This is a genomic window from Bradyrhizobium agreste, assembly GCF_016031625.1.
In the GTDB taxonomy this organism is placed as follows: Bacteria; Pseudomonadota; Alphaproteobacteria; order Rhizobiales; family Xanthobacteraceae; genus Bradyrhizobium; species Bradyrhizobium agreste.
The window spans coordinates 64686-89396 of record NZ_JACCHP010000008.1 but is presented as its reverse complement, the minus strand read 5'-3'; the positions used below and the strand labels follow the sequence as shown (position 1 = coordinate 89396).

General features: G+C 58.4%; 18 protein-coding genes and 2 pseudogenes. 15 read left to right on the top strand and 5 right to left on the bottom strand.

The annotated features are described in order from the left end of the window. Positions 1–363 precede the first annotated feature (363 nt). Positions 364–597 (top strand): annotated as a pseudogene (locus HZZ13_RS36795) (hypothetical protein); the annotation flags it as partial. A gap of 247 nt (positions 598–844) precedes the next feature. On the opposite strand, the gene HZZ13_RS14235 reads toward HZZ13_RS36795, so the two are convergent. From HZZ13_RS14235 to HZZ13_RS14225, 4 genes are all read right to left on the bottom strand, one after another. Beyond that, positions 845–1000, bottom strand: coding sequence for a hypothetical protein (locus tag HZZ13_RS14235; RefSeq protein ID WP_197960205.1), 156 nt, complete (start codon positions 998–1000; stop codon positions 845–847). 974 nt (positions 1001–1974) lie between these two features. Then, positions 1975–2649: a YopT-type cysteine protease domain-containing protein gene (locus tag HZZ13_RS14230; RefSeq protein ID WP_246504435.1), complete on the bottom strand. Its 675-nt coding sequence runs from the start codon at positions 2647–2649 to the stop codon at positions 1975–1977. A 904-nt stretch (positions 2650–3553) separates the two neighbouring features. After that, positions 3554–3961 carry a DUF7694 domain-containing protein gene (locus tag HZZ13_RS37775; RefSeq protein ID WP_446471682.1) on the bottom strand — a complete coding sequence of 136 codons (408 nt, stop codon included), beginning with the start codon at positions 3959–3961 and terminating at the stop codon, positions 3554–3556. After that, the gene (locus HZZ13_RS14225) at positions 3958–4116 is read right to left on the bottom strand and encodes a hypothetical protein (RefSeq protein ID WP_197960203.1); all 159 of its coding nucleotides are present in this window, start codon (positions 4114–4116) and stop codon (positions 3958–3960) included. Before HZZ13_RS14225 ends, HZZ13_RS37775 begins: the two co-directional genes overlap by 4 nt. Positions 4117–5858: 1742 nt before the next feature. Here HZZ13_RS14225 and HZZ13_RS14220 point away from each other — a divergent pair. The 14 genes and pseudogenes from HZZ13_RS14220 to tnpC all read left to right on the top strand — a co-directional run bounded on the left by HZZ13_RS14220 (position 5859) and on the right by tnpC (position 22627). Beyond that, positions 5859–6146, top strand: a complete 288-nt coding sequence (locus HZZ13_RS14220) for a hypothetical protein (RefSeq protein WP_197960202.1) — start codon at positions 5859–5861, stop codon at positions 6144–6146. 1439 nt (positions 6147–7585) lie between these two features. Further along, a complete protein-coding gene (locus HZZ13_RS14215) occupies positions 7586–9055 on the top strand; it encodes an acetyl-CoA carboxylase biotin carboxylase subunit (RefSeq protein ID WP_197960201.1) in 1470 nt (489 codons plus the stop codon). A 1-nt stretch (position 9056) separates the two neighbouring features. After that, the gene (locus HZZ13_RS37360) at positions 9057–9560 is read left to right on the top strand and encodes an acyl-CoA carboxylase biotin carboxyl carrier protein subunit (RefSeq protein WP_197960200.1); all 504 of its coding nucleotides are present in this window, start codon (positions 9057–9059) and stop codon (positions 9558–9560) included. Position 9561: 1 nt separating this feature from the next. Beyond that, positions 9562–11169 (top strand): acyl-CoA carboxylase subunit beta, encoded by a 1608-nt coding sequence (locus HZZ13_RS14205; protein ID WP_246504420.1) that lies wholly within the window; start codon positions 9562–9564, stop codon positions 11167–11169. A 580-nt stretch (positions 11170–11749) separates the two neighbouring features. Further along, positions 11750–12754 carry an anthranilate phosphoribosyltransferase gene (trpD, locus tag HZZ13_RS14200; protein WP_197960199.1) on the top strand — a complete coding sequence of 335 codons (1005 nt, stop codon included), beginning with the start codon at positions 11750–11752 and terminating at the stop codon, positions 12752–12754. A gap of 255 nt (positions 12755–13009) precedes the next feature. Continuing rightward, a complete protein-coding gene (locus HZZ13_RS14195) occupies positions 13010–13192 on the top strand; it encodes a hypothetical protein (protein ID WP_197960198.1) in 183 nt (60 codons plus the stop codon). 526 nt (positions 13193–13718) lie between these two features. Continuing rightward, on the top strand, positions 13719–14141 hold the full coding sequence (locus HZZ13_RS14190) for a flavin reductase family protein (RefSeq protein ID WP_311972640.1): 423 nt from the start codon (positions 13719–13721) through the stop codon (positions 14139–14141). A 520-nt stretch (positions 14142–14661) separates the two neighbouring features. Beyond that, positions 14662–15786, top strand: coding sequence for a M20 family metallopeptidase (locus HZZ13_RS14185; RefSeq protein ID WP_197960197.1), 1125 nt, complete (start codon positions 14662–14664; stop codon positions 15784–15786). Positions 15787–16774: 988 nt separating this feature from the next. Further along, entirely contained in the window at positions 16775–17038 is a 264-nt protein-coding gene (locus tag HZZ13_RS14180; protein ID WP_197960196.1) for a hypothetical protein, read from the top strand. Positions 17039–17197: 159 nt separating this feature from the next. Further along, positions 17198–18781 (top strand): class I adenylate-forming enzyme family protein, encoded by a 1584-nt coding sequence (locus HZZ13_RS14175; RefSeq protein WP_197960307.1) that lies wholly within the window; start codon positions 17198–17200, stop codon positions 18779–18781. A gap of 116 nt (positions 18782–18897) precedes the next feature. Then, positions 18898–20214, top strand: coding sequence for a preATP grasp domain-containing protein (locus HZZ13_RS14170; RefSeq protein ID WP_197960195.1), 1317 nt, complete (start codon positions 18898–18900; stop codon positions 20212–20214). 100 nt (positions 20215–20314) lie between these two features. Continuing rightward, positions 20315–20722, top strand: a complete 408-nt coding sequence (gene tnpA / locus HZZ13_RS14165; protein WP_197960194.1) for an IS66-like element accessory protein TnpA — start codon at positions 20315–20317, stop codon at positions 20720–20722. 49 nt (positions 20723–20771) lie between these two features. Beyond that, positions 20772–21164: an IS66 family insertion sequence element accessory protein TnpB gene (gene tnpB / locus HZZ13_RS37625; protein ID WP_197960193.1), complete on the top strand. Its 393-nt coding sequence runs from the start codon at positions 20772–20774 to the stop codon at positions 21162–21164. Further along, a pseudogene (gene tnpC, locus HZZ13_RS14155) lies at positions 21110–22627 on the top strand (IS66 family transposase). Before tnpB ends, tnpC begins: the two are co-directional and overlap by 55 nt. Positions 22628–23012: 385 nt before the next feature. On the opposite strand, the gene HZZ13_RS14150 reads toward tnpC, so the two are convergent. Next, a complete protein-coding gene (locus HZZ13_RS14150; RefSeq protein WP_197960192.1) occupies positions 23013–24422 on the bottom strand; it encodes a hypothetical protein in 1410 nt (469 codons plus the stop codon). Positions 24423–24711: the final 289 nt, after the last annotated feature.

Below are 24711 nucleotides of genomic sequence, written 5' to 3'. Positions count from 1 at the left end.
TGTCGCAACGAGATGACCGAACTTGGCCAGTGCCACGAGGCTTCTGTTGTTTCGGGCAAGAGCGGCAAAGCCACTATGCTGAACCCATCAGCCATGTGTAAGCCCATCTAAGGGTCTGGCCTAGCATCAAGATAGTCGAACCATTCGATAATCCCGCTTGAACTTGCGACACTCGCAGGTGGTCCAGCGAAAGGGCGGCACACTCACTCTCGTAGAGCCGATCCAGGGCGATCATCATCTCATGGTCGTGTTCCCAGTGGTGGTGTAGTTCGGTAGAGCAAAGCCGCCCGGACACGCGCCCAAATGGTGCAGTACCGGGCGGCGGCTTTGCGGTGGTCACCGGCAGTTCTCCGGTGGGATTAGATTGCGACATGCCAACGCAATGGAGGAACCACCCATGACCGACATGATGACCTGCGCACGCTCTTGGAGAAGACCTCTGATGCCGATCTTTGGCGCGAGATGATCGGCCTTGCCGCCCAGCCCCCGATGGAGCTGGAAATCTAATGCCAGACCGGCGCCGCCTATGGCGAGAAGACCCCCGAGCGTTTGGCCGAACACAACGGTTGCCGCGACCGGATTTGGGAGACGTTGGCCGCGTGATGCGCTTATGCGCCTTCTCTTTTCCGGACAAGGACACCGGCCTCGAGCGCTATCCGATCGATGAAGGGGCGATCGACTCTGTCTGGGCGCACGGACGCTATGTTCGTGCTCGGGACGAGAGGGGTCACCTATGACATCGAGGTATTCCGACATAGTCCGACACACCGCCGACATCTTCCGGAGGACAGCGACCGGCGGAATCGAGTAAGGGTGGAGGGCCGTTCGTTGGCCTGCTGTCGGATCACTTTTCGCGCTTGATGGGATGGGCCCAGCTGTCGTCGAGGTCGTAGAGATAATGGATTCGTCTTTCGTCAATGATGTCGCAGCGCCGCGCCTTGCAGACATCGACGGGCTTCTGCTGACACCTTCCGCAGCACATGGCATATGCGAGTTTCACGACCTCTTTGAAAAGATCGGCTTGTGTCTATGCTTGACCATACACTTAAGTCGGATGTCCGCTGGACAGACGCGTGCGTTCCAGACAGGAGGGCATCGACCCACACCGGCCGCTTTCGTTTTAAGAACCGCGTCGGGTTCGTCAGCTTTCGGAAAGCTAGTCCGTGTACAACGCCGTTGAAGTTAGCGGCGCGTGGTAGGGACAGCGCTTGCCCTGTGTATGCGTGGGGCTTTTGGGCGCCGAGTCACGTTTCTGCTAACTTCAATCAGTGCGGGCGTGGCAGGGACAGCGTCTGATCCATCCAGCCCGACCAGCGCCGAGTTGCGCCCGCGCTACTTCCGGTGTGAGACTGGGATCAACTCTAAACTACCGGGCGACGTCTTCCAGATCAAAGCCTGTTTGCGCGCGCTCCGCGGCGAGGAGCTCCAGGGCCGCATGTCACCTGGCATTATCCGGCAAGTAAATTGTCAAATGACCTTGTAGCGCAGCTCGATGCAAAGTTTGACCGTCAGCCTTGGAACGAACACAGTGCATAGCGTTATCACTGCGTCGGTTCCGGTTTGAGGTCTTCACCAGAAGCCGGACGTCGGCGGAAGTGCAGCCACGATGACAGGGCGCGGATGGTTGCGGAGCTCGTGGCGAGCGGCCAACGATCCTACTTGCGTGCAAGCGCAACCCATTCAGGCTTTGACGCGCGAGGGCACGAGCTCATGAAGCTGAGTGACCGGCCAGCCTCTCTCTGAATATTCTCCCTTCGCTGCACTACTTCCGGAGAGCTTCCGTCGAGCGTGCCCCTCCAACGTCCGAAGGGGCCGCGGTGAGCTCCGCTACCACGTCGGGCGCACGTTCAGGGTGCCCCAATCCGTCTTCTCTGCCGTGGTGTTGCACTGTCGGGCGCGATGCGGCTGTCCGGCATCGATCACGAAAGAATCCGCGCGTTGGATCGGCAAGGTCAGTCGGAACCTCCGAAACACTCACCTCATCCTTTGTGTGACGACCATCGATATATCAAGTCCGTTCGGCGGGTTGCGGTAACGGTCGGCAAGACTTTTGAACAAATCACCCATCTGATCTGGCCGAACAGTAAACTCTCCATAATTAGGATCAAAGAGGGTCGTTACTTCATTCGATGTCGACGTTGCGATCATGTGGGCGTCACCTTGGGCGAAACGCAAGCTGACCAAATAGACTGATGGATCCTGGGTGACCTCGTTCACGATCTGGTCGATGCGCGAAGATGTACCAAACCTATATCGTGTTTGTTCGGCGGACGGCTCTAGGCCGGCTTCGCGTAACATCGTGCTTCTTGCATGACGATTGTGAGAACCTTCCGCCGTCCTTAAGTCGTGATACCGCTGCTGCAGCACCGCGGCTGAGCCGTGAGTTTGAGTACCCGGGCGCAGCGCCCTCATCCGGGATGAAGGACTGCTTGGGAGATTGCGGATCCACTCCGCTGCCAATCCAACGCAGATGCCGTTGACATTGGCCTCGGATAATTCAGCAGTCCTGTAATCGAACAGAGGAGGAATAGGCCTCGCTGGAGAGGATGGACTTGAGCTGGAGGACAGAGAGGTTATGCTGGAATCTGAGGTGCTTGGACTGTAAATGTTTGCATCGGAGGTATGTGGCTTGCTGCAGCAGAGCCCCATTTTGTCGGGCAATTCCCCAGGTGACGGGCTCTCCTGTCGAGCGAGATCCATCAGTGTTTGCGCAAATTCGCTGCTGTCTGCCGGCTGACTCGGTTCGTTAGTTTGGTTAGGGCGTGTGGATTGAGCACTAACTCGATTATACATGGCGGCTCGTCTGCCTCTTCAGTGTACGCGTCCTCGCGGGCTGCCTACGCCCTGCCTGCGAATGCTATTGCAGCAAGCTGACGACGAGCTGACAACCAAATAGGCTTGAAGAAGCTACCGCCCCAGTTAGCTATTTGGCGACTCGAGCGCCTCTGCTCATCAGCCCCGCTTCAGATGAGGGTAGTGGCCGACGCGCGACCGGCTCTTGCCGAGCGACCGGTAGGACTAGCTTGAGCAATTCCGGATGCCGTCAGGGTGACCGGATCCCGGCTCGTGGCCTAGGCGACGCCTGGACAGCGCCTTCGTCAAACTGAATCGGCCGTCGCTTTGCCTTCGGGTCTCACCATTTCGCGTTATGCCGTTCGGTCGGCACATGCTTTTCGTTTCAAAGAGCAATCGCTTCGTCGGATCGTTCAGTGATTGCCTTGCGACCAGTCGCCTGCCCGGGGAGACGTCATTGCTGCTGCCGACGTTCAGCACGGTGCCGCAAACACTCGTTTGAATGCCGCCAAGACCCGCACTCCAATCCGCTCCTTAGATAATAATAGGTCTCAAGCGCATATGAGACATCTCTTGAACCGGATCAGTGCACTATCAGCAGCTCCCTTGAAAACAGCGAATTCAGGCTCAGCACGCGTGCACAGTGCAACAGGCGATCAGTTCTGACTATATCCCGCTTGCGACGCGCGTTCCGGAGCACCGAACCGGTGCTTCTCCACCCGTTCGGCTCACATTCCGCTCGGATATCCTTCTCAGCTCATCATGCTGTCGCGCTCATCTGGGCGAACAACATTGCGGCTTCTGATGGCCCCAGCCCAACGATGCCTACAAAGCTCGGCGGCGGCATTGGGATGCCGCGATGAGTGGGTCTCCACAGATGCAGGCAATATCGGCTGTTATTCACATACTGCGAATGTGGCGGATGCAGTTGCATGACGCACTCCTCTTCATCCCAGAACAGGTCTTTGACAAAGCACATCTCGTCCCAATTCGGACAGCGCCGCGGCGTCGAGACAGCGACATGCTCCCAGCCAGGACGGACGAATCCACTTATCTTTAGTTCACACCCGCAAGGCCCCTGCACAAGGAACACGCCGCAAGGGCCTGATCCCGGAACGGTAGCGAACCGGCCGTGTTGCACGCGGCCGGCCTCCAGCTTCTCTATCATCTGCGACCGCACGCCCGCTCCTTTGCCTCTCGGATGGCCTTGAACTCGCCGCAGATGACGCTGTCTCGCCACTCGTCAACCGGCTCGATCCTCAGCCCAGCGCTCCTGTACCCCACGTCAGTGCACCATCTGAGAAAGCCGCAGATGTCCATCATCACTCATTCTCCTGTTATAGTCTTCTAACGCTCGCATTGTGGGCGAAGATCGCTCTCAGCCGGCCACTGATTGCCTGAGTATGCGCGATAGCACAATCTGCGCGATGGCAGTCCGTCGCCAAACAGAGCGCGCATCAGCAGCAGCAATGTCCGCCATCGCTCTTCAAGCAAGCGTTAGCGCCCCATTCATATTTCACGGTGACCTTCTGAGCACAAGAACTTGTCGACTCTTGGCCGTCACCTCCTGTTCAATGAATTGGTCGTCATCATGGCATGCCCCCTATGGTGGCGTTTAAGATCCACATTCCATGATGACTCGCAAGACCACTGCCGGCACCGGTTGATGTTTCGCGGCGATCTTACTGCTTGGTGAGATCGTAGTACTTGACCATTCGCAGCTTTAGGTCGAGTCTGAACAGTGCCAATGCGCCGTTTTTACGGGGCTAGATCGAACGGGGTTGCACCAGAGCCGCGGACGCCCGGCGTGAACTGTTTTTGCGCTGATAACATCCAGCGGTTCGCCTGCCATCTCGGTGTCTCCTCGTAAGGTCACGGTCAGAAACAATGATTAGCGATCTCAATGGGTGCGACCGTCGGCCGTCTTTCCCGCGTTGCTACGATGCAACTCACAACGCATTGTTCAGGGAGTGACGCCCGCGAAGCGCTCACGCTTTTGTTGCTAATGCGGGTGTTGTCTTTCAGACATGTACGTCGCAACTCCGACCTTGGACTGCGGCTCCCTGTCGGCTAACGCCCGACAGACGCGCTTTCGTATGCATCAAAGCGGTGCCGACATTTTTCCGTCGTGGCATGTCGATTGCTGTGGCAACGGAACGCGACCTTCAATGCACCGACGATACACGAGCATACCATCGGCCGGACGCTCGCCGCGCTCAGACAACAACGATTCTGATACTCGCGTTATGAAAGAGGACCGCGAACCTATGAGTGGTACGAGGCATGCAAAGCCTGGCATTTTTCTGTGGACCAGCGCGACGTCTAATGAAATGACGCATTGGCGCGCACCAAAGCAACCAACGGACAAGCATTACGGCGCCAATTGTCGCTCTCGGCAGGTGCAAAGGAGGTGGAACCTTTGGCCGCTGGCCGCACTCCTCATAAATGCGCTGCTTTGGGCTGCTATCTACTGGATCATTTCAGCGCTCTTCTAATCTCGCGGATGGTAAAGGCGCGAGGAGCTTACCGACGCCTCTCGCATGCCGCGGCCGCACCGTATGCGCACCATCAATCGGACGTGGAGACCTCTTTCACCGACTTGGTTACAATGCACATTTCGCGCGACTACCTGAAATCCGCCCCTCCGACCAACGCAAAGGAATATTGAGGCATGCCGCAATTGGCGAAACTGATATGCCATTGCAGCCGCGACGAAGTGCCAAACACTGACTTGTAACGGCTCAACATGTCCCCGCGCGGATGTCATCCGGGCTTCCGCACTAGCTGCGACGCAGTGACTGCAAATTGAGGTCTAGGATTTCGCACTTTCGTGATAGCAGGATTAGCTTTCGAGAAGCTGACCAACCAAGTGGACCTGAAGGAGCGTTGGGCGGCCTGATCCGCCTTCACCTACGTGTCGCGATCTGGAGCGCACCACAGAAGCGTTAGGATGCCTCGCCCTACGGTGCCCCTCAAGGCCCCTTCCAAGCACTGACTTGCTTGCTGAGCGACGTTTGCGCGGGCCATTGGGTCGGGTAGCGATCAACAGGCTGGGGTCCTTTTTGATGATCCGCAGCGACGTTTTACAGCTCTTCCTCAGGCCACGTATCGTCCTCGTTTTTGTGCATCTGCCACACGTGGGCACGCCGAGCCAGCCTGTCGTATTCCCCGGCAATTTTAAGCAGCCTGTCCTTGGCTTTTCCGTCAGCGAGCGCTTCCGCTTTCTTTCGCGTTGCTTCCGCACGGCCTCGCCAGTGGTCGGGCTGGTAGAGTTTACTTTTCGGATTCATGCCGAGAGCATGCAATTTGCAGATCAAAGAAATGCGACACCGGCGCTCCGTATAATCACGTAACAGCGACGCTCGTGCCCTCGGTTGCCCACGCGGACGATCGCCATTGACAGCCGCAATTCTGAAGCACCAAAGCGCGCCCTGCAGCCGAGGCTCGTACGAAGAATGCACAGCCCCGACCTCCTCGGACGATGGGATGCACAAGGGGCTTGAATCGCACGTAGCGTTAGATTGTACGATCCTGGACAAGTTGGAACCACGTCCGACAATCCAGGTGGTCCGCACACGTCATGAGAATTGCGCATGTTTCAAACATCTAAACTCACCTGGCGGAACTCGATCAGGACGATAAGATCCTCCAGGCGCATCCTTGTCCGCACTTTGTCGGAGCTGTTCCTGACGCGGCTGGACGAAATCGCACGTTTCGAGATCTGCACGGCAGGCGCTTCCATCACCGTAGCCCTACCGGAACGGACGCAAGACGGAGGCTCCGCCCCAGATACCCCACCCCAACATCTTCACATAACGCAGAACACAGGCGCGACTACACCAAACACAGTCTGGGCGAGCGCCATCATGCTTCGCTCTGCACGATCGAATGCATCATCAACAATGGCTTGAGCGCACCTAGCTTTTGCCTGATCTCTCTGCCTTGCAGCCCGGTCCCCTTCAACCCGGCGTCGCGCCTGCTACGGCGTCATTAGTCGGCTGGCGAGTAGGCTGAGCCAGAGCACCTAAGCACATGTCCCGCCCAAGCAATGCCTCGCGACATCCAAGCATGCACCAACCGCACAATCATCGGAAGCTCCCAAATGATTCACTTGTTTGGCCAGCTCACCCCCAGTGCTTCGCCTCTTCGCGGAGCTCCGCCACTAGGGCAGGTGTCGTTTCGTTATGCCGGACAGATGACAAGCACCGTACAGTCAGACCGCAAAAATGAAAGGACGAGCTTGCCGGCACCGCACTTAAGCAGTTCCGGCCTGTTTCGCGGTTGACAGGTCATGTTGGCGCTTCGCGCAGGAAGAACAATACCGCAGCCAAACGACCTAAAGGGATATCATGACTCAAAATCAACGAACTCAGCTGCCTTCGCGCCTCAAACTCTACTACTGCGCCGTCGCTCTTGCCGTCGCAATGACGGCTCTAATGCCTAGGCTGGTCAACGCGCGCGATCAAGCGCCGACAGCAGAGGAGAAAGAGGCTTGCATGGAGGACGTGTTCCGCCTTTGTAGCAGCCACATACCAGATCCCACCGCTATCACTGCCTGCCTCAGATCCAGGCAAGCGAGGCTCAGTCAGCAATGTCGCTACGTGATCTCCGTGCGAGACACTGGCAAGAAAAGCAGCGACTCGAAGTGAAGATGTGGCGGCCTGTTCGTTTGTCTCTCCATAGAAGTGGCCCCAGCCTGACCGGCAGGACAGTCACCCGAGGTCAGGTGACGAGCATGGCCGCCTACAATTGACCGACGCTCTGGTTCAATCCCGCTTGTCCGGATAGGCGAATGCATAAATTATCCTTCGATACCGTTCTGATCGCCAACAGGGGTGAGATAGCCGCACGTATCATCAAAACCTTGAACAAGCTTGGGCTTCGTTCTGCAATTGCCTACCATGAGGTTGACGCGGGAACCCCGGCCGTCTCAATGGCCGACCTGGCTATTCCGATCAGCGGCCGCACGCCAATCGCAAGCTATCTGGATATCGAGCAGATCATCGCCGCCGCCCACAAGGCAAACGCCGGCGCGATACATCCGGGTTATGGAATGCTCTCCGAGAATGCCGAATTCGCCAGGACAGTGATAAAGGCCGGTATTGTATTCATCGGACCCGCTCCAGAAACTATCGAGCTAATGGGCGATAAGATCCGCGCCCGTAATTTCGTCCAGGGCAACGGCTTTCCAGTCGCCCCCTGCGCCATCGAGGAAGATGATCCGGCCACCTTCGTTTCGAGAGCCCGGGCTATTGGAGTTCCTTTGCTCGTGAAGCCATCAGCTGGCGGTGGCGGCAAGGGAATGCGGATTGTACGCGACCCCGCTACGTTGGAGGCAGCCATTGAGCAGGCGAGAAGTGAAGCGCGTCGCCACTTTGGAGACGGCCGACTTTATGTTGAACGATATATCGAAAGCCCGCGACATATTGAAGTACAGGTGCTCGGTGACTCCTTCGGTAACCTGGTCCATCTCTTCGAGCGCGAATGTTCGGTGCAGCGCCGTTTCCAGAAGATCATCGAGGAAACACCCTCGCCAGCGCTATCACCAGAATTGCGGACCCGGATTTGCGAAACCGCCGTCGGCATCGCCCGTGCAGCGAACTATCAGAATGCAGGAACGGTCGAGTTCATTTTCAGCGGCGGAGAGTTCTACTTTCTGGAAATGAATACACGCCTTCAGGTCGAACATCCGGTGACCGAGATGATCACCGGCATCGATCTGATCGCCGAACAAGTCTATGCGGCAGCGGGCCGAAAACTTGCACTTTCGCAGTCCGACATTGTTTCAAATGGGCATGCAATCGAGCTCAGGCTTTGCGCGGAGGCTCCCGAACGCGGATACGTCCCGACCACCGGCAAAGTACTTCTTATCGAATATCCGGACGGCGTACGAATCGACAGCGGCATCATGCAAGGCCAGCACATCACGCCGGCATTCGATTCCATGCTCGCCAAGATCATCGTGCATTCACCGACCCGCATAGAGGCTGCGCTGAAAGCCCATCGCGCCGTTCGCGAACTGGTTCTACTTGGGTGCGAGACCAACGCGAGCTTGCTCGCCCAGATTCTTTGCGACGAGGCATTTCTTGGCGGTCAGTTCCATACGGGATACCTAGAAGAAAACCCACATCTCGCAGCCGGCAACTTTGCTGCCGAAATGTCTGCGTTCCTGGCATCTGCGGCTCTTCTGACAAGACCGGTCCGCGAGGCGGCCGATGCCGTGCCCGAGCTTCACGCAGCGCTCGGTAGTTGGAGAAATTGACGTGCATCACTCATTCGAGGTCGACGGCGTATATCATGAATTGTGGCTTTCACCCAGCCAGCAGGGCTACCGGCTCCATCTCCGAGACCAGGTGATTACCCCTGTCGCGTTCACCCATTGCAACGAGAGTAGCGGCATCTTGACCATTGCGGGCCAGAGCGAACCGGTCAGGTTCGCCATTGAGGAGGATCTCATTCACCTCCACATCCGCGGCAGGACGCGCATTTTGCGCTACAATGACCCGTTGCAAGCGTGCGCATCCGAGAACAACAAGACTCACGCTCTGGTGGCCCGGGCGCCGATGCCTGGCTTTGTTGTTGCGGTCACAGTTTCGTCTGGTCAATCGGTCTCGGCGGGAATGGCACTGATGCGGATTGAAAGCATGAAGCTGGAAACGATCATACGCTCACCACAGGATGGCATCGTCGATCGAATTCACGTCAAGGAAGGTGAGAGCTTCGAGCACGACGCTGTGCTGGTCACGCTCTCTCAGGAAGGGCGCTGAAATGCAGCGAATCGGTTCCGCGGCGAACGTGAACTCGCAGGATTTTCGTCGCAACGACCTGCACAACAGACAACTTGCCGCCGAATTGAAGGAGCGCCAACGCGTTGCCCGCTTCCACAGGCCTGAGCGGGACTTCGAGCGGCTGCGTCGGCAGAATAAACTGTTTGTTCGTGAGCGGCTCGCGGCCTTGCTCGATCCGGAAACACCGTTCCTAGAGCTTTCGACGCTGGCGGCTAACAAGGCATACGACGGCGAGGTGCCCGGCGCCGCCCAGGTTGTCGGCATCGGCATTGTGGCGGGGCGAGAGGTTATTGTTCACGCCGACGATGCCAGCGTGAAGAGCGGCGCATGGTATCCGCTCTCGGTCAAGAAGATCGTGCGGGCACTGGATATAGCCATCGAAAACCGTCTGCCGGTGGTTCACCTGTGCGACTGCGCCGGCGGATTCCTGCCTTTGCAGGCGGACTTCTTTGCTGATCGCTACCATGCCGGTCGAATTCTCCGCAATCAATCCGTTCTCTCGAAGATGGGGGTGCCGCAGGTCGCCGTCGTTATGGGCCACTGCACTGCGGCTGGGGCCTACGTCCCGGCGCTTAGTGAATACAACATTACCGTCGAAGGTACTGGAGCGATTTTTCTCGGCGGCCCTCCGGTCGTGAAGGCTGCCACCGGCGAACAAGTGTCCGCCGAAGAACTTGGCGGCGCCCTGATGCACACCAGCGTGTCTGGCACCAGTGATTACTTCGCAAGCTCCGAACTCCATGCGATTGCGATTGCGCGCGACGTCGTTGCTCGCTTCCACCAACCGGCGAAGACCTCGATCGATCGAGTAGCCCCCGAGCCGCCCGCCTATAGTGCGTCCGAACTCTACGGTATCATTCCAAAAGACGCGCGAGCGCAGTTCGACATGCGAGAGATCATCGCTCGCCTGGTCGATGGCAGCCGATTTCAAGAATACCAGCCGCGCTATGCGACATCACTCGTGTGCGGCTTTGCGCGGCTTCATGGATATCAAATAGCGATCATTGCCAATAATGGCGTGCTGTTCGGCGACAGCGCGCTAAAGGGCGCTCATTTCATTCAGCTGTGCGACAAGAACCGGACGCCCCTGCTCTTCCTGCAGAACGTCACGGGCTTTATGGTTGGCCGCGAATATGAACGGCGTGGGATCACCAAGGACGGCGCCAAGCTGATCATGGCGGTGTCCGGAGCGTCGGTGCCGAAGTTTACGATCATTTGTAATAGCTCGCACGGCGCAGGAACTTACGCTATGTCGGGACGCGCGTTTGATCCTCGTTTCGTGTTCAGCTGGCCGAATTCTCAGATATCTGCGATGGGCGCCGAGCAGGCCGCCGGAGTTCTCACCCACGTCAAGGCGAGACAATTGGCTCGGGCCGGAGGGCGCCTCTCGGAGCAGGAACTGACAGCCATTCGAGTACCGATTCTTGAAGAATATCGCGAGCGGTCAAGTGCCTATTATGCGACCTCGGAAATCTGGGACGACGGCATTCTTGATCCTGTCGATACTAGAACTGCCCTCGCAATCGCATTGAGCGCTTCACTCAATGCGCCGATCGACGCGCCGCAGTACGGTGTATTCCGACTGTAAGGCAGGACCGAACACGGGTGGCTCACCGCCTCATGCGGGCGGATCAACGGGACGCGTCCATCGCTCTATGAAGGATGTCCTGCGCACCATCATTTACAATCAGGTGGGGTTATTTTGTAGAGCCAGCTGAGATCGGGCTCGATCTACCCAGCACCGATAGCCTCGAAGCAGGTAGAGAAGCCACTTCAACGCTCCACGATGGCGGCCGAAAAGCTAAAAGGCTTTCAAGGACGCGGTGATCCGGCCTGAACACCGCGGTCAAGAGGCCGCTGCGGATGCGGCAAGCGGGCGCGAGACAGTGCCATCGGTCCTGTCGTCGAGCAACTGCAGTGCGCTATCTGGCCGACGATCTCCTCTCGACGGCGCACCACCGAAATGGAGAGCTTGACCCTCACGTAGCGTCAGGTTGTAGCCTCGCCAAAGGTGCCCACACTCGACCGACTGCAGCCTCAAGCATCCATGAGGCCATGGCGCGTGCGGATGGGACGGGCAGCTGCATCAAGGCAACCGGTGCCAGGTCTCAACGATGCCTGGTTGAACGGAAGAGCCCAAGGTTTGGATGAGGAACGTGTAAAGTTCGATGGAAGCGCTTAAATCGATCATCAGCAAAGTTGCCACCGGTGCTACTCTGACGCGTGAGGAAACTGCGTCAGCCTTCGATAGCATGATGTCGGGTTACGCCACTCCCTCGCAAATCGGTGGCTTATTGATGGGGATGCGGGTCCGGGGCGAGACGGTCGAAGAAGTCACCGGCGCCGCCTCGGCGATGCGGAATAGAATGCCGCGGGTCGAGGCAGCATGCGACCCCGTCGGTATCGCTGGCACCCTTATGTATTCGGCCAACGTGTCGACGTGTGCTTCCTTCATTGTCGCCGGGGCCGGCATTCCTGTCGCCAAGCATGCCAATCGCGCTGCGTCTTCGGGTTCAAGCGCCGCGGACGTGTTGACGCGCCTCGGCGTGAAAGTCGATCTCAAGCCTGAGGCCATTGCACGTTGTGTGCAGGAAGCCGACATCGGCTTCATGTTTGCGTCAGCCCATTATCCGGCGATGCAGCGCCTCGGCCAGATCCGGACCGCACTTGGAACCCACACGATCTTTAATCTGATCGAGCCTCTGTCCAACCCGGCCAGGGTCAAGAGGCAGATCATTGGGGTATTCTCTCCCGAATGGGTCGAGCCTCTGGCGTACGTCTTGAAGAACCTTGGTGCTGAGTCGGTATGGGTTGTTCATGGCTCGGACGGACTCGACGAAATAACCCTCACCGGTCCAACCTTTGTTGCTGCGCTTGAGGCGGGTATAGTCCGCACCTTCGAAGTGACGCCGGAAGACGCCAGGCTCCCCCGCTGGCGCAACGACGCGCTGGAGAGCAGCGAAGCCCAGGCGAATGCCGTTGCGCTGCAAAATGTGCTCGATGGCGCACCAGGTCGATTTCGCGACGCCGCGCTTTTGAACGCGGCGGCGGCATTGATCGTGGCCGGACGGGCCTCGACCCTGCAGGAAGGCGTAGCACTTGGACAAGAATCACTTGATCGCGGTGCCGCAGCCGCTCGACTGAAGCGCCTGATCGCGGTTTCGAACGCGTGATAGCCGAGGTGGCTGATGTTCGAGTATTGCGACCAATTCTGCTGCTCACGAGCGCTAAAATATCGCAGCCACGAATGCGCGTCACTTCTGCGGGATTTCAAGGAGCGCGCACCGCCTGCGCTCGCCCGCGAAAGCAATTTGCGCTGAGCGGGGCGAGGGTCAACTTTTTTGGCGACGAGAGCCTGTTGCAGGCGGGGTTCCCAAGGGGAGGACCCGCGATGAAGTGCGCGCTGGGCGACAAAGGAGACAATCGAGATGTCCTGGCAGAGTATTGAAACACTCGGATCTATTGCAATGATAGAACATATCATTCGGAAGTTTCGGGAGTTGATCGATACAGATAGCTCGATCCCGCCGGAGCTGCGGGGTGCGCTGCACGCCACGCTCGATGAGCATCTTCTCGAGGCAAAAAAGCGTGTTCTCCTAAAAGTGCATTAGGTGCGCCGAGGCCGTCTACATGCGGAGAAATGCTGGCAGGCGCGCCGATTCCGCAATCGGCATCATCCCGTCCGTACGGGGCCCAGCGAGGTCCCAGCCCAGCTGGTCGGATCGCGACCACGACTCCATGTGCACTGGCGCGTCGCCGGGCCGCTTAGCGCGGTTTCCTGCTTTTATAAGGGTCCTGCTGAACGGCAATTCTCAGTTCTGCCGCTGCAATCGCCGTTCCGGCGCAACGCGGCGAGATATTGCACGTCCCTCCGGTCATGATTGTAGCTGATCCAGAGGACATCGAAGTCATACCCGGTCTCAATCTGTGCTTACTCGTCACACAATTCCGACACCGGGTACCTCATTACAGGCTCAACAGGAATCAAAGTCGTCTCTGGGTATGGAGCCACTAGAAGTGGGTACAACTCCAGAGGCAGATCATGAGCCACCAATCTTCTCCTGAGATTCGGGATATGCCGTCTATCCAACCGGCTGAGTTCCGTCAGGCGATGCGAAGTCGAGCGGTGTCGCCATCGTGACGACCGGAACGGCAGCCGAACGACGTGGACTGACGGTGAGTTCTGTGACGTCCATCTGCATGAAGCCGCCGTGCCTGGTCGTTTGCATCAATGCCCGTTCTGAGACACATGATGAGATACTTGCCAGCGGCAGCTTTGAAGTCAGTCTTCTCCGCAGTGACCAGGAGGACCTTGCCCTGCGTTTTGGCGGTCGGGAGGGTGCGAAAGGCGTTCACCGCTTCGATATCGCGCCCTGGAATCAGGGCGTCTTCGATGTACCGCTATTGCCGAACGCATTTTGCGCGCTCAAGTGCGTTTTGTATGACCACAAGTGCTTGGCACACATACCATCTTTATCGGACGAATTATCGCGACCGACAAGGCCGTGGCAATCCATTGATCAACTTGCGGGCGCGCGTCGAACCCTGCTGCTTGACTGAGCGCGGGTGCCGTCGGGAGAGCAGAACGATGGATGGCCTCGATCCCTGGTCGCTCCCAGCGACAGTCATCGAACAATCGACCGGGCCGCAACTGTTTCACAGATTAGACTCGTATTGAGAGGTCCCTCAGCTCCGGCGGTTTCGGCGCTTCGCCGCTCGTGCTATGCTGGCGCTGGCCGGCGAGCTCCCGCGTTTGGACGCGTGGGGGTCACCTGGTCAGGCCAATGCGATTTGCGCGGATGTCGCAGGGAAGGTCCTGATCGGAATAATTACAGCTCACCAGAACGGCCAAATCCAGAAGGGCCTTCTTCTTGAGGCCACATAATCCCGTCGAAAACTACCAGCCTTGGTAGCTCAGTTAGAATCAACAGGCGCGTACATCTTTGCCGCAGCAAGATCGGACCAGAGGCACGCCTGGGTCACAACGGTTGGTGACTCTCTAGATGTTCGGCCTCGATTCTGATGTGAGAGATATTTCATCATCTTGCAGCGTGATGACAATCGAATTCAAAGGCATCAGATGTCCAGCAACCCGTTCGAAATCGCCCCGATTCTCGAGGGCATTCGCCGCTGGGTCGTAATCGAATCTCCGACGGAGCGGCCGGATCAAATCAACAAACTGGCTGATGTCGTCGCAGCAGGCTATCGCGACCTGCCCGCCAGCGTCGAGCGCGTTGCAGGGCGTGACGGCTGCGGCGATCATTTGGTCACCCGCTCTTCTTGGGGGCAGGGCATACCGGGCATTCTAGTCTTGAGCCATCTCGACACCGTCCATCCGATGGGATCCATCGAACGGCTACCATTCAAGATCGACGGCGACAGTGCGTTTGGCCCCGGCATCTACGACATGAAGGGCGGCGCCTACCTCGCCTATCACGCATTCCGGCAGATCTGCGCCGATGACGCACGCCCGCCGCTCGGCATCACCCAGCTCTACGTCTCGGACGAAGAGATTGGCAGCCCAACCTCGCGTGCGCTGATCGAGGCCGAGGGCCGCAGGGCCAAATACGTGCTCGTGACCGAGCCGGCGTACGACGGCGGGAAGGTCATCACGGGGCGCAAGGGCGTTGCGCGCTTCGAGGTATTCATCAAGGGCGCGCCCGCGCATGCCGGCACGCGACCCGAGGACGGCCGCAGCGCGATTCGGGAACTCGGCCATGTGATCCAGACGCTGGAGGCGATGAACGATCTCACGCGCGGTATCACCGTCAATGTCGGCGTCGTCCGCGGCGGCACCAGGCCAAACGTGATCGCGGAACTGGCCTATGCGCAAGTCGACATGCGCGTCCTGACCATGGCCCATGCCGACGAGCTGCTGCCGAAGATTCTCGGCATCAGCTCGCGCACCGAGGGCGTCAAGGTGAAGGTATCAGGCAAATTGAACCGTCCGCCATATGAGAAAACCAGCGCCGGTGCCGCGCTTTACGAACACGCCAAAAAGCTTGCCGCCGAGCTCGGCTTCGAGCTGCTCGACGCGTTCAGCGGCGGCGGCTCCGATAGCAATTTCACCGCGCCGCATACCGCGACCCTTGACGGCCTTGGAGTCGGCGGCAAGGGCGCGCATACGCATTATGAGCAACTCTACATCTCGTCCATCGAACCTCGCGCGCGGCTGCTATACCGCCTCTATCAGACGCTGCGATAGTCCCGGCACCAAGCGAAGTCAGCGACCGCGACGTGCGTTAGATGACGGCCGCCGGAACATTCGCGCGATCGTTCCTCGAACAAGGACTACAGGCTAGGCCCCCAGCAGGCCGACCTGATCGAAAACTATCGGTCGGATGCCGCACTTGGTCAGCGCCGGATAGAAGTGACAGCTATTCAATGACGGCGCAGCGGACATCAGGCACGCAATCGGCTGCAAGGGCAGCGAGCACTTGGCCGCGGAAGGGCGAGCGTTTCCGATAATGCGCTCATCGGCAGCAACGCCGATCTCAACGGGATGGCGAACTTTCCTGACGCAAATCGCAGCGCTGAATGCGTGCGACACCAGACCAGCCGGCCGGCCCGTTTCCGGCGGCCTGAGAGCTTCGCCGCGTTCTCACCGGTTGCCAAAAAGATCTTGAATCGGACGTAACGTTAAGTTGTACGGTCTTGAGGTTGGATCTTGGTCTTCCGCCGGGATTGTGAAGGATTGCGAATGTCTCAGCTGGTCAGATCCATGCCGCCCCGATGGTCGGTCATGATCCTCATCCCCGGTGGCGGGTCGGCCGAAAGGACTATGCAGCGAGTCCCGATTGCGGCGCGATGGCTCGCACGCAGCTATGAATGGTTCGGCATTCCGGAACTGAGACTACGTGGTTGTCCTGGGGCGGGCCACCAGAGAGCCGATGAGGTCAGAATTGATCGACGTAGACCTCCATCCGAAGCCCCGACGGGGGTGGCGCGGCTTCCCGATCTGAAACAAGTCCCTCCTCTGGCGCGACACCGCGCCAAAATCAGTTCGCCGAACCGGCTTTCCGCTCTGTTCAAACTGCTTTCCCGTGGCTGGCAAGGCATTTCCATCGCGCAAACGTGCGACAGACGGCGGGCCTCAGAACGGCGCAGGTTCTCAAGGAGCCTGAGCTGCAAGTGTCGCTCCGCGTGACCAGCGCGGCATCGGAAGATATTGCTTGGCATTCTGGAGCAGGACGTTGAAAGAGCCTGACGGCGTCAAAAAGGTCCTTTTAATCGACCATATTGAAGGCCAATGCCGTTGCATTATCGGCTTCAAAGATGGAGATGCCAGAGCGGCCTATATGTGCGGCGAGCCTGTATATCAAAGACGCGGCAAGACACTGTCTTCGTGGTGTGCCTATCACTACCGACAGATGCACACGACCGCGGCACAGCAGAACAGCGTGAGTGTTCAATCGCCTGAGATCCCTCAAGCAATATCCATCGTTCGCAACCCATGACATCCATCAAGAACCCGGTCCGGCCTAGGCCGTGTGATCATAGCCTGTACAAAGGCCAACCGAAGCATGTGATCGGAGCCTCACCGAGCAATTTCGGGTTGCGGCTGAAGCGCATCGGGACAAACGTAATGTGCGGGCCTGAGGCGCATGGATAACAAGTTGGATCTCTGCACACTGATCGAGCGAAACGCTGCGTATACTCCCGGCAAAACCGCGATCCATTTCGAAGGGAAAAGTCTCAGCTACGCCAGCCTCAATCGACGGATCGAGCGGATCGCTCGCGCCTTCAAGAGCCAGCTCGGCGTCCAAAGGGGAGACCGGATCGCGATCCTCAGCTTCAACAGGCCTGATTATCTGGCGCTGCTCTATGCGTGCGCGAGGCTCGGCGCAATCCTCGTACCATTGAATTGGCGTCTTGCGGCCGCCGAGCACCTTTTCATTTTGTCGGACTCGGGGGCAAAAGTGCTCGTTCTTGAGCAGTGCCTCGGCGCAGCTTTGCCTGTCCTGACGAAGCAAGTGCCCCATCCCTCTCTTGTCGGATTGGACTTTACGCCTCCCGGCGGCTGCAAGTTGGACGATCTCCTGGACGGCGACTGTGGTGACGGACGCAATCCTCGCGCGGAGCCGTCTTGCCCGCTTCTGATCGTCTATACTTCGGGCACCACAGGGCGACCGAAAGGCGCCGTGCTGCGTCAGGAAGCGTTGCTGTGGAACGGCATCATGAGTCAGCACATGCATGACCTCACCTCGGCCGATCACACGCTGGCTGTTTTGCCGTTCTTCCACGTCGGTGGCTTGAACATCCAGACGACGCCGAGTTTGCATCACGGCGCGACGGTGAGTATCCACACGCGCTTTGGGGCGGAGACCATGCTTGATGCGTTCGAGTGTGACCGGCCGAGCCTGACAGCCCTGGTGCCAGCCATGATGCAAGCCCTGGCCAGCAATGGTCGATGGGAAAGCACCGACCTATCCTCGCTGCGAGCAATCTGTACCGGATCGACGATGGTGCCTCAGCACCTTGTCGAGCGCTTTGTCGCGCGCGGCGTTCCAGTCCTGCAGGTTTACGGCTCGACGGAGACCTGCCTGATCGCTGTGTATACGAAGCTCGGCGGAAATCTCGTGCCTGAGGGCTCAAGCGGCTTGGCAGGTCTCTGCTGCGAAGCGGCGATCATCGATGATTCGGGCAGTAAGTTGCCGCCCGGTACCCCAGGCGAAATCGCAATCCGTGGGCCCAACGTTTTCTGCGGATATTGGGACAATCAACAGGCATCGCGTGAGGCTCTGAGCAATGGTTGGTATCGCACTGGGGACATTGGCCGCTGCGACGCAGATGGATATATTTGGGTCCACGACCGCAAGAAAAACCTAATCATTTCGGGCGGAGAGAATATCTATCCGGCAGAAGTAGAGCGTGTGCTTACGGACCATCCAGATGTCGCGGAATGCGCCGTGGTCGGTCGACCCGATGCGCGCTGGGAAGAAGTACCGGTCGCCTATGTGATCAAGCGACCGGGGGCCCGGGTCGAGGCGGAAGCGCTGACGGCGCATGTCCAGTCACAGCTCGCCCGGTTTAAGGTGCCGCGCGAAATCATTTTCACACAAGAACTACCGAAAACCGCGTTGGGCAAGATCCAGCATTTTTTGCTGAAGGAAATCGCCACGCGATCAGCCCGAAAGGAGCTATCAATTGAGATCGGCAGATCGGAGGCGGGCAGTGCTCTCCCGCTACATCGCAGGTGACATCGAGACGGCGCAAAATCAACCTTCGCTCAGTGCCTCACCACGGCGCAGCAAGTTTCAACATTGCTGGCGTGACGATCCCTGTCTGATCGCGTCCAGATGCCCGGAGGTCGCGGATGCCGCGGATCTTGATCATGAATGCCGGTACGGCTCAAATGTCGGGCGCCGATCTGACAGCAGCTCAACTTTCGCTGGCCGCCAACTCGGCATACCGTTCAGCGTGGTTTGCCCAGGACGGCGACCTGATAGTCTCCCCGGTAGTCATCCCGGCGGATCTGCTATCCATCATTGGCGCGACGCTCGATTTCGACGCATCGAGTCTTTTTCTGCTTGTACCTGAAGGGGGCCGCCAATCGCCGGTCCTTGATGACTGCACATTGCTGTCCGAGACTGTCGTTGAGCGGATCAACAGACATATTCGTCAGAAATCAACCTGGCGATTGTATCCTTGCTACTTTACTGAAGGCGTCGCACGCCTGGCGGCCATACTGGGCATACCGCAGCCCGGCGACGACTTCGCTCTGCAGCGAGGGCCTGATCTGTTGAACCGCAAGAGCCACTTCCGTCAATTGGCGACAAGCGTCGGACTTCCGCTGCCCAATGGATCTGTCACGACGGACTCAAACGAACTATTCAGAGCGGTCACTTCCCTCAGATCCGAGACCGGCAGAGTCATTGTAAAGCTGGACAATGGAGCCGGTGGAGTCGGAAATGTCATCCTGACCGGCAATGAAAGCGATCCACTACCTGGGGCAAGAGATACCCGGCGAATTTCATGGCCGTCGTTTGATCCTGACGCACTTTGGTCTGAGATGACAACAGCGTCGTGTAAGACGCTGGTCGTGGAATCGTACCACCTGGCTCGGTCTTTTTTCTATCTCGAGTATGAAATCGAGGATGATGGTTCAATCGTTTTCATCAACAGTGGAAACATACGTCTGCGTAAAAGCACAGATCGATCCGAAAGAGCTCTGATCTGGACAGGACTTGAGCTTCCAAGTGACCTGCGGAACGAGCAATGGTTGACCGCCCAGGCGCACGCCTATCGATTTGTGGCGCTTGCGCGAGACCTGGGATATCGCGGGATGATCAACATTGACGCTATTTTCGCGAATAGCGGACGGTTGCTGTTTAATGAAGCGAACGGCCGCTGGGGTGGCGGCTCGGTGTTGCACAGTATTGCCGTCCGGCTGCTGGGCTTCGACTATTCCGGTTGCAACGTTATTTTATCCGTGAGAAATGTTCGATCACGATCCCTCCAAACAGCGCATGATCGTTTCGGTAAGGAAGGATTTCTATTCGACCGCACACGCAAGGAGGGCGTAATCCCGCTTGCCGCAGACGAAGAAGCTGGCACGGTGGAGTGCCTTGTGATTGCGCGCGACAGGCCGGCGGCCCGCGATCTGCAGCACCGCCTACTGAGCATGGTTTGATTGAAGGCCAAGTCGCTTCTGAAGTGCGTGCCGATCGGCGGTAAGCCTCCGAGAAGAAACGCCGTGCAGCGGACTGGCCTGATGGTTGAGAACTGTACGTATGGACAGCCATACGATCAATGCGCTGAATCGACTTGAAGTGGTGGAAACCGGCCGGCGGCGGCGTTGGTCTGAAGAGGATAAGGCTCGGATTGTTATGGAAAGCATGTCCGAGCCACGCCTGGTTGCGGCGACAGCGCGGCGATATGGCTTGTCGCGTTCTCTGCTGGTGACTTGGCGAAGGGCCTTCGCGGCAGACCGGACCAAATCCGAGGCTGGCTTTGTCAGGGCAGTTGTAGCCGAGGATGGGGGCATGGCCTTGGTGGCGGCCTTATCGGAGAGCGCGACAGCACATTCCACGGAGCATCGGATCGAGATAGAGCTGGCTGGCGGGCGGCGCGTCATTGTCGATGCGGGGATCGACGTTGAGGCGCTTCGTCGGACTATAGAGGCTCTGGATCCGCGATGATTCCAATCCTAGGGGAGTTCGGGTCTGGCTGGCGACGGGCCAGACCGATTTGCGCAAAGGCTTCGCCTCATTTTCGTTGCAGGTCCAACAGGTGCTGCGCCGTGATCCCCTGAGCGGTCATTTGTTCTGCTTCCACGGGCGTCGGGGCGATCTATTGAAGGTCATCTGGCATGATGGCAAGGGAGCATGCCTGTTTACAAAGAAGTTGGAGAGAGGTCGTTTTATATGGCCGTGGCCGCCGGACGGCGTGGTGTCGATCTCGCAGGCACAGAGGAGCTATCTTTGTCCGGCATCGATCGGCGCAATCCGCAGGAGTCCTGGCGTCCAACCAGCGTGGGCTGCGAGTTCGTCGTTTGACTGCGGCAGAGAACATGATTCCATTTGGTCATGGACTCCGCCGCTGATGGACTGCCGCCCGATCTCGCTGCCGCGCTTGCAATGATCCTGGCCAAGCGTGCGGCCAGGCTTGCGGCGGAGGCCAAACTTGCTGAAGCGGCCAATGTCCAAGCAAAGCAATCGAGCAGCGAAGCGCTGATCTCCCACCTCAAGCTCGAGATTGAGAAGCTGCGGCGGACACTTTATGGGACGCGCTCGGAGCGGTGGGAGGTCGATCAATTGGAGCTGGAACTTGAGGAGCTCGAGGCGGCCGCAACTGAAGATGAACTTGCGGCCGAGAGGGCGGCGGAGAAGACGCCGAAAGCGTGTTCATTTGAGCGTAAGCGGCCGGTTCGCCAACCCTTTCCCGACGACATTGAACGAGAGCGCGTAGTCATTCCGGCTCCGACGCCATGTCCCTGCTGCGGATGGATCCGGCTGTCGAAGCTCGGGGAAAACGTGACCTCAAGGCTGGAGGAGATTTCACGCCCGGTTCAAGGTGATCGACACAGTCCGGGAGAAGTTCAGTTGTCGGGATTGCCAGGCGATCACGTAGCCGCCAGCGCCGTTCCATGCCACACCCCGGGGGCTATATCGGACCCCAGCTTCTGGCGACGATCCTGTTCGATAAATTTGGTCAGCATCACCCGCTAAATCGGCAGAGCCAGCGCTTCAAATGTGAGGGGATCGCCCTGCCGGACTCGACGCTGGTGGATAAGGGGCGCTGGAGCGTTTGCGTCAGGCCGATCTTTAAACTGATCGAAGCCTATGTTGCTCTCCGCCGACCGGCTCCACGGTGACGACGCCAGGATACCTATCCTGGCGAAAGGGAAAGCAGATACCGGCCGGATTTGGACGTATTCGCGATGATCGGCCATTCGGTGGGCGAGATCCACCGGCGGCCCTGTTCTACGCCTCACGTGATCGGCGGGGCGAGCATCCCGGGCGGCATCTTTAGAACTTCGCCGGCATCCGGCAGGCCGATGCCTATAGCGGGTTCAACGCTCTTGGAAGCGGTTGGTCGGATTGACCAATTGTTCGACATCGATCGCGACATCTATGGGCTGAACGCTGAGGATCGGCTGCAGATCTGCCGGAAGAGAAGCGCACCACTGCTGACCGACCTTGAGGCTAAGCTCCAGGCGGACTCTGCCCGGCTCTCGCGTTCGTCCAACGTGCTCAAGCCAATCATTATCTGCTCAACTGCTGGAAGGGCTTTGTCTCCCTTTGTCCATGAGGGAAGGATCTGTCTGACGACAATGCAGGCGAACGAGCGCCGCGCGGTTTTGCACTAGGAAGGCATGGTTGTTCGCCGGTTCTGATCGTGGAGCCGAGCGGGCTGCCGTGGTGGCCACGCTCAACATGACAGCGCGTCTCAACGACATCGAGCCGAAAGCCTGGCTTGCCGACGTTCTTGCGCGCTTCGCCAACATCCCACAGAGCCGCCTGTGCGAGTTGTTGCCCTGGAACTGGACGCCTCCTGCGTCGACACTCTCTCCACCCGGGCGGCGTAGCTATGCACGTCAATAAAGTTCATGCCATCTTCACCATCGATCGCGTCGCAAAGGCATAGGTGAAGACGACGTCCTGGCATTCACCGACTTCGGCATCCTACGCTTCATGCTCTGGTCCTCGTCGTGGGCCAGAACGAACTTCAAACTGGATTAAGCCCCGGGGGCAAGGTCAGCGGACTGGCGGGCTAGACCGATCCACTTCCAACTGTGGGGGTCCATCATCAAGAAGTCGTCGAAGCTCCCCTGGAGAGAACTGCTCTTGATTGAAAGTAGACTCTTCTGGATCGATGGAGAACGACTGGGCACGGTGATCGTCCCGTCGGCCGTCAAGCTCGTCATGCAGATCGTTTTCCAGTCGCTGAAGCTCCTCTAAAGGGACGGAAACTGGCGGCTGGATCGGATTATCCAGATGATCGAGTACTTGCCGACGCTCCCCCCTGAGAAATCTGCTCTGGATCGAACGCGACCTGCCCTTCGACGAAAGCCGACGGCGCGGGTTGATCATTCCACCGTTCCCGAACGTACCCTAGTTGCGCTGAGTCATCATCTATCAGTCGCCGAAGCTCCCCTGGAGAGAACTCCTCTAGATTGAGAGTAAACTCTTCTGGATCGATGGAGAACGACTGGGCACGGTGATCGTCCCCTCGGCCGTCAAGCTCGTCATGCAAATCGTTTTCCAGTCGCTGAAGCTCCTCTGAAGGGACGGAAACTGGCGGCTGGATCGGATTATCCAGATGATCGAGTACTCGCCGAAGCTCCTCCTGAGAAATCTGCTCTGGATCGAACGCGACCTGCCCTTCGACGAAAGCCGAGGGCGCGGGTTGATCATTCCGCCGTTCCTGAAGTTCCGCTAGTTGCGCGGAGTTCTGGGCAGGGTGAGCGTCCCGTCGGCCGTCAAGCTCGTCATGCAAATCGTTTTCCAGTGGCTGAAGCTCCTCTGAAGGGACGGAAACTGGCGACGCGATGGGATTATCCAGATGATCGAGTACTCGCCGAAGCTCCTCCTGAGAGATCTGCTCTGGATCGAACGCGACCTGCCCTTCGACGAAAGCCGACGGGGCGGGTTGATCATTCCGCCGTTCCTGAAGCTCCGCTAGTTGCGCGGGCTCATCATCAAAGAGTCGCGAAAGCTCCCCTGGAGAGAACTGGTCTAGATTGAAAGTAAACTCTTCTGGATCGACGGAGAACGACTGGGCAGGGTGATCCTCCCCTCGGACGTCAAGCTCCTCATGCACATCGTTTTCCAGTCGCTGAAGCTCCTCTGAAGAGACGGAAACTGGCGACGGGATGGGTTGATTATCCAGCACTTGCAGAAGCTCCTCCTGAGAAATCTGCTCTGGATCGAACGCGACACGCCCTTGGACGAAAGCCGGCGGGGCCGGTTGATCGTCCCGCAGTTCCAGAATCTCTTCGGGCCGACTGGCTTGCTGCAACGTGCTGTGCTGCGCAATGGCGTGGTCGAGGCGCGTCGGCTCCGTCAGTACCGCGCTTTCGGGATGAAAGGGGTGAGGATCGCGCTTGGTGAATGGGAGTACGATCGTGCCTGTCGACCGGAAGGTCCGGAGATGGTTTATTGCCCTAAGGAGTCGGTCGGGATTACGCTTTCCCATGAACCCGGACACATCTCCGCTCAACGAACCACTGTCGAGCTGAACAACAAGGCTTGGTTTGTTTTTCGCGAAGAGCCAACGGCCAAAGCTACGAAGAGGACTTGCATATTGGCAGGCGGAGTCTCTTGCCAACCCGGCCTTGATGAAGGCCTCCTGGAGCCCCGAGATATCGCGAGCATCTTCGAAAAAAAGGGGCCGCATGTCCGACCCTGTCACAACCCCCCTCGATTGAGCCGGCCGCAGCGCCGAGGACGCGCTAAGCTGCGCAGCGGCGATGTCGAGGCGCCTAGTCCCGGCCTCGATGAGGGTCTTCTCAAGCCCCGGGACAAAGGGAGCATCCTCGGAAGAAGGAGGCCGCATATCGTACCCTCTCACAATTCCCGTCGACTGAGCCGGCTGCGGCGCCGAGCCCGCGCTGGGCGGCGCAACTGAGTTATCGAGACGCCTCTGTTCCATCAGTACCGCGCTTTCGGAATGGATGGGGGCCACG

Excerpts from the sequence above, each read along its gene's own strand:
- HZZ13_RS14230 (WP_246504435.1), bottom strand. The coding sequence starts at position 2,649 with ATGGGGCTCTGCTGCAGCAAGCCACATACCTCCGATGCAAACATTTAC.
- HZZ13_RS37775 (WP_446471682.1), bottom strand. The coding sequence starts at position 3,961 with ATGATAGAGAAGCTGGAGGCCGGCCGCGTGCAACACGGCCGGTTCGCT.
- HZZ13_RS14220 (WP_197960202.1), top strand. The coding sequence starts at position 5,859 with ATGATCCGCAGCGACGTTTTACAGCTCTTCCTCAGGCCACGTATCGTC.
- trpD (WP_197960199.1), top strand. The coding sequence starts at position 11,750 with ATGGAAGCGCTTAAATCGATCATCAGCAAAGTTGCCACCGGTGCTACT.
- HZZ13_RS14205 (WP_246504420.1), top strand. The coding sequence starts at position 9,562 with ATGCAGCGAATCGGTTCCGCGGCGAACGTGAACTCGCAGGATTTTCGT.
- HZZ13_RS14215 (WP_197960201.1), top strand. The coding sequence starts at position 7,586 with ATGCATAAATTATCCTTCGATACCGTTCTGATCGCCAACAGGGGTGAG.
- HZZ13_RS14185 (WP_197960197.1), top strand. The coding sequence starts at position 14,662 with ATGTCCAGCAACCCGTTCGAAATCGCCCCGATTCTCGAGGGCATTCGC.
- HZZ13_RS14170 (WP_197960195.1), top strand. The coding sequence starts at position 18,898 with ATGCCGCGGATCTTGATCATGAATGCCGGTACGGCTCAAATGTCGGGC.
- HZZ13_RS14195 (WP_197960198.1), top strand. The coding sequence starts at position 13,010 with ATGTCCTGGCAGAGTATTGAAACACTCGGATCTATTGCAATGATAGAA.
- tnpA (WP_197960194.1), top strand. The coding sequence starts at position 20,315 with ATGGACAGCCATACGATCAATGCGCTGAATCGACTTGAAGTGGTGGAA.
- HZZ13_RS14225 (WP_197960203.1), bottom strand. The coding sequence starts at position 4,116 with ATGATGGACATCTGCGGCTTTCTCAGATGGTGCACTGACGTGGGGTAC.
- HZZ13_RS14150 (WP_197960192.1), bottom strand. The coding sequence starts at position 24,422 with ATGCGGCCCCTTTTTTTCGAAGATGCTCGCGATATCTCGGGGCTCCAG.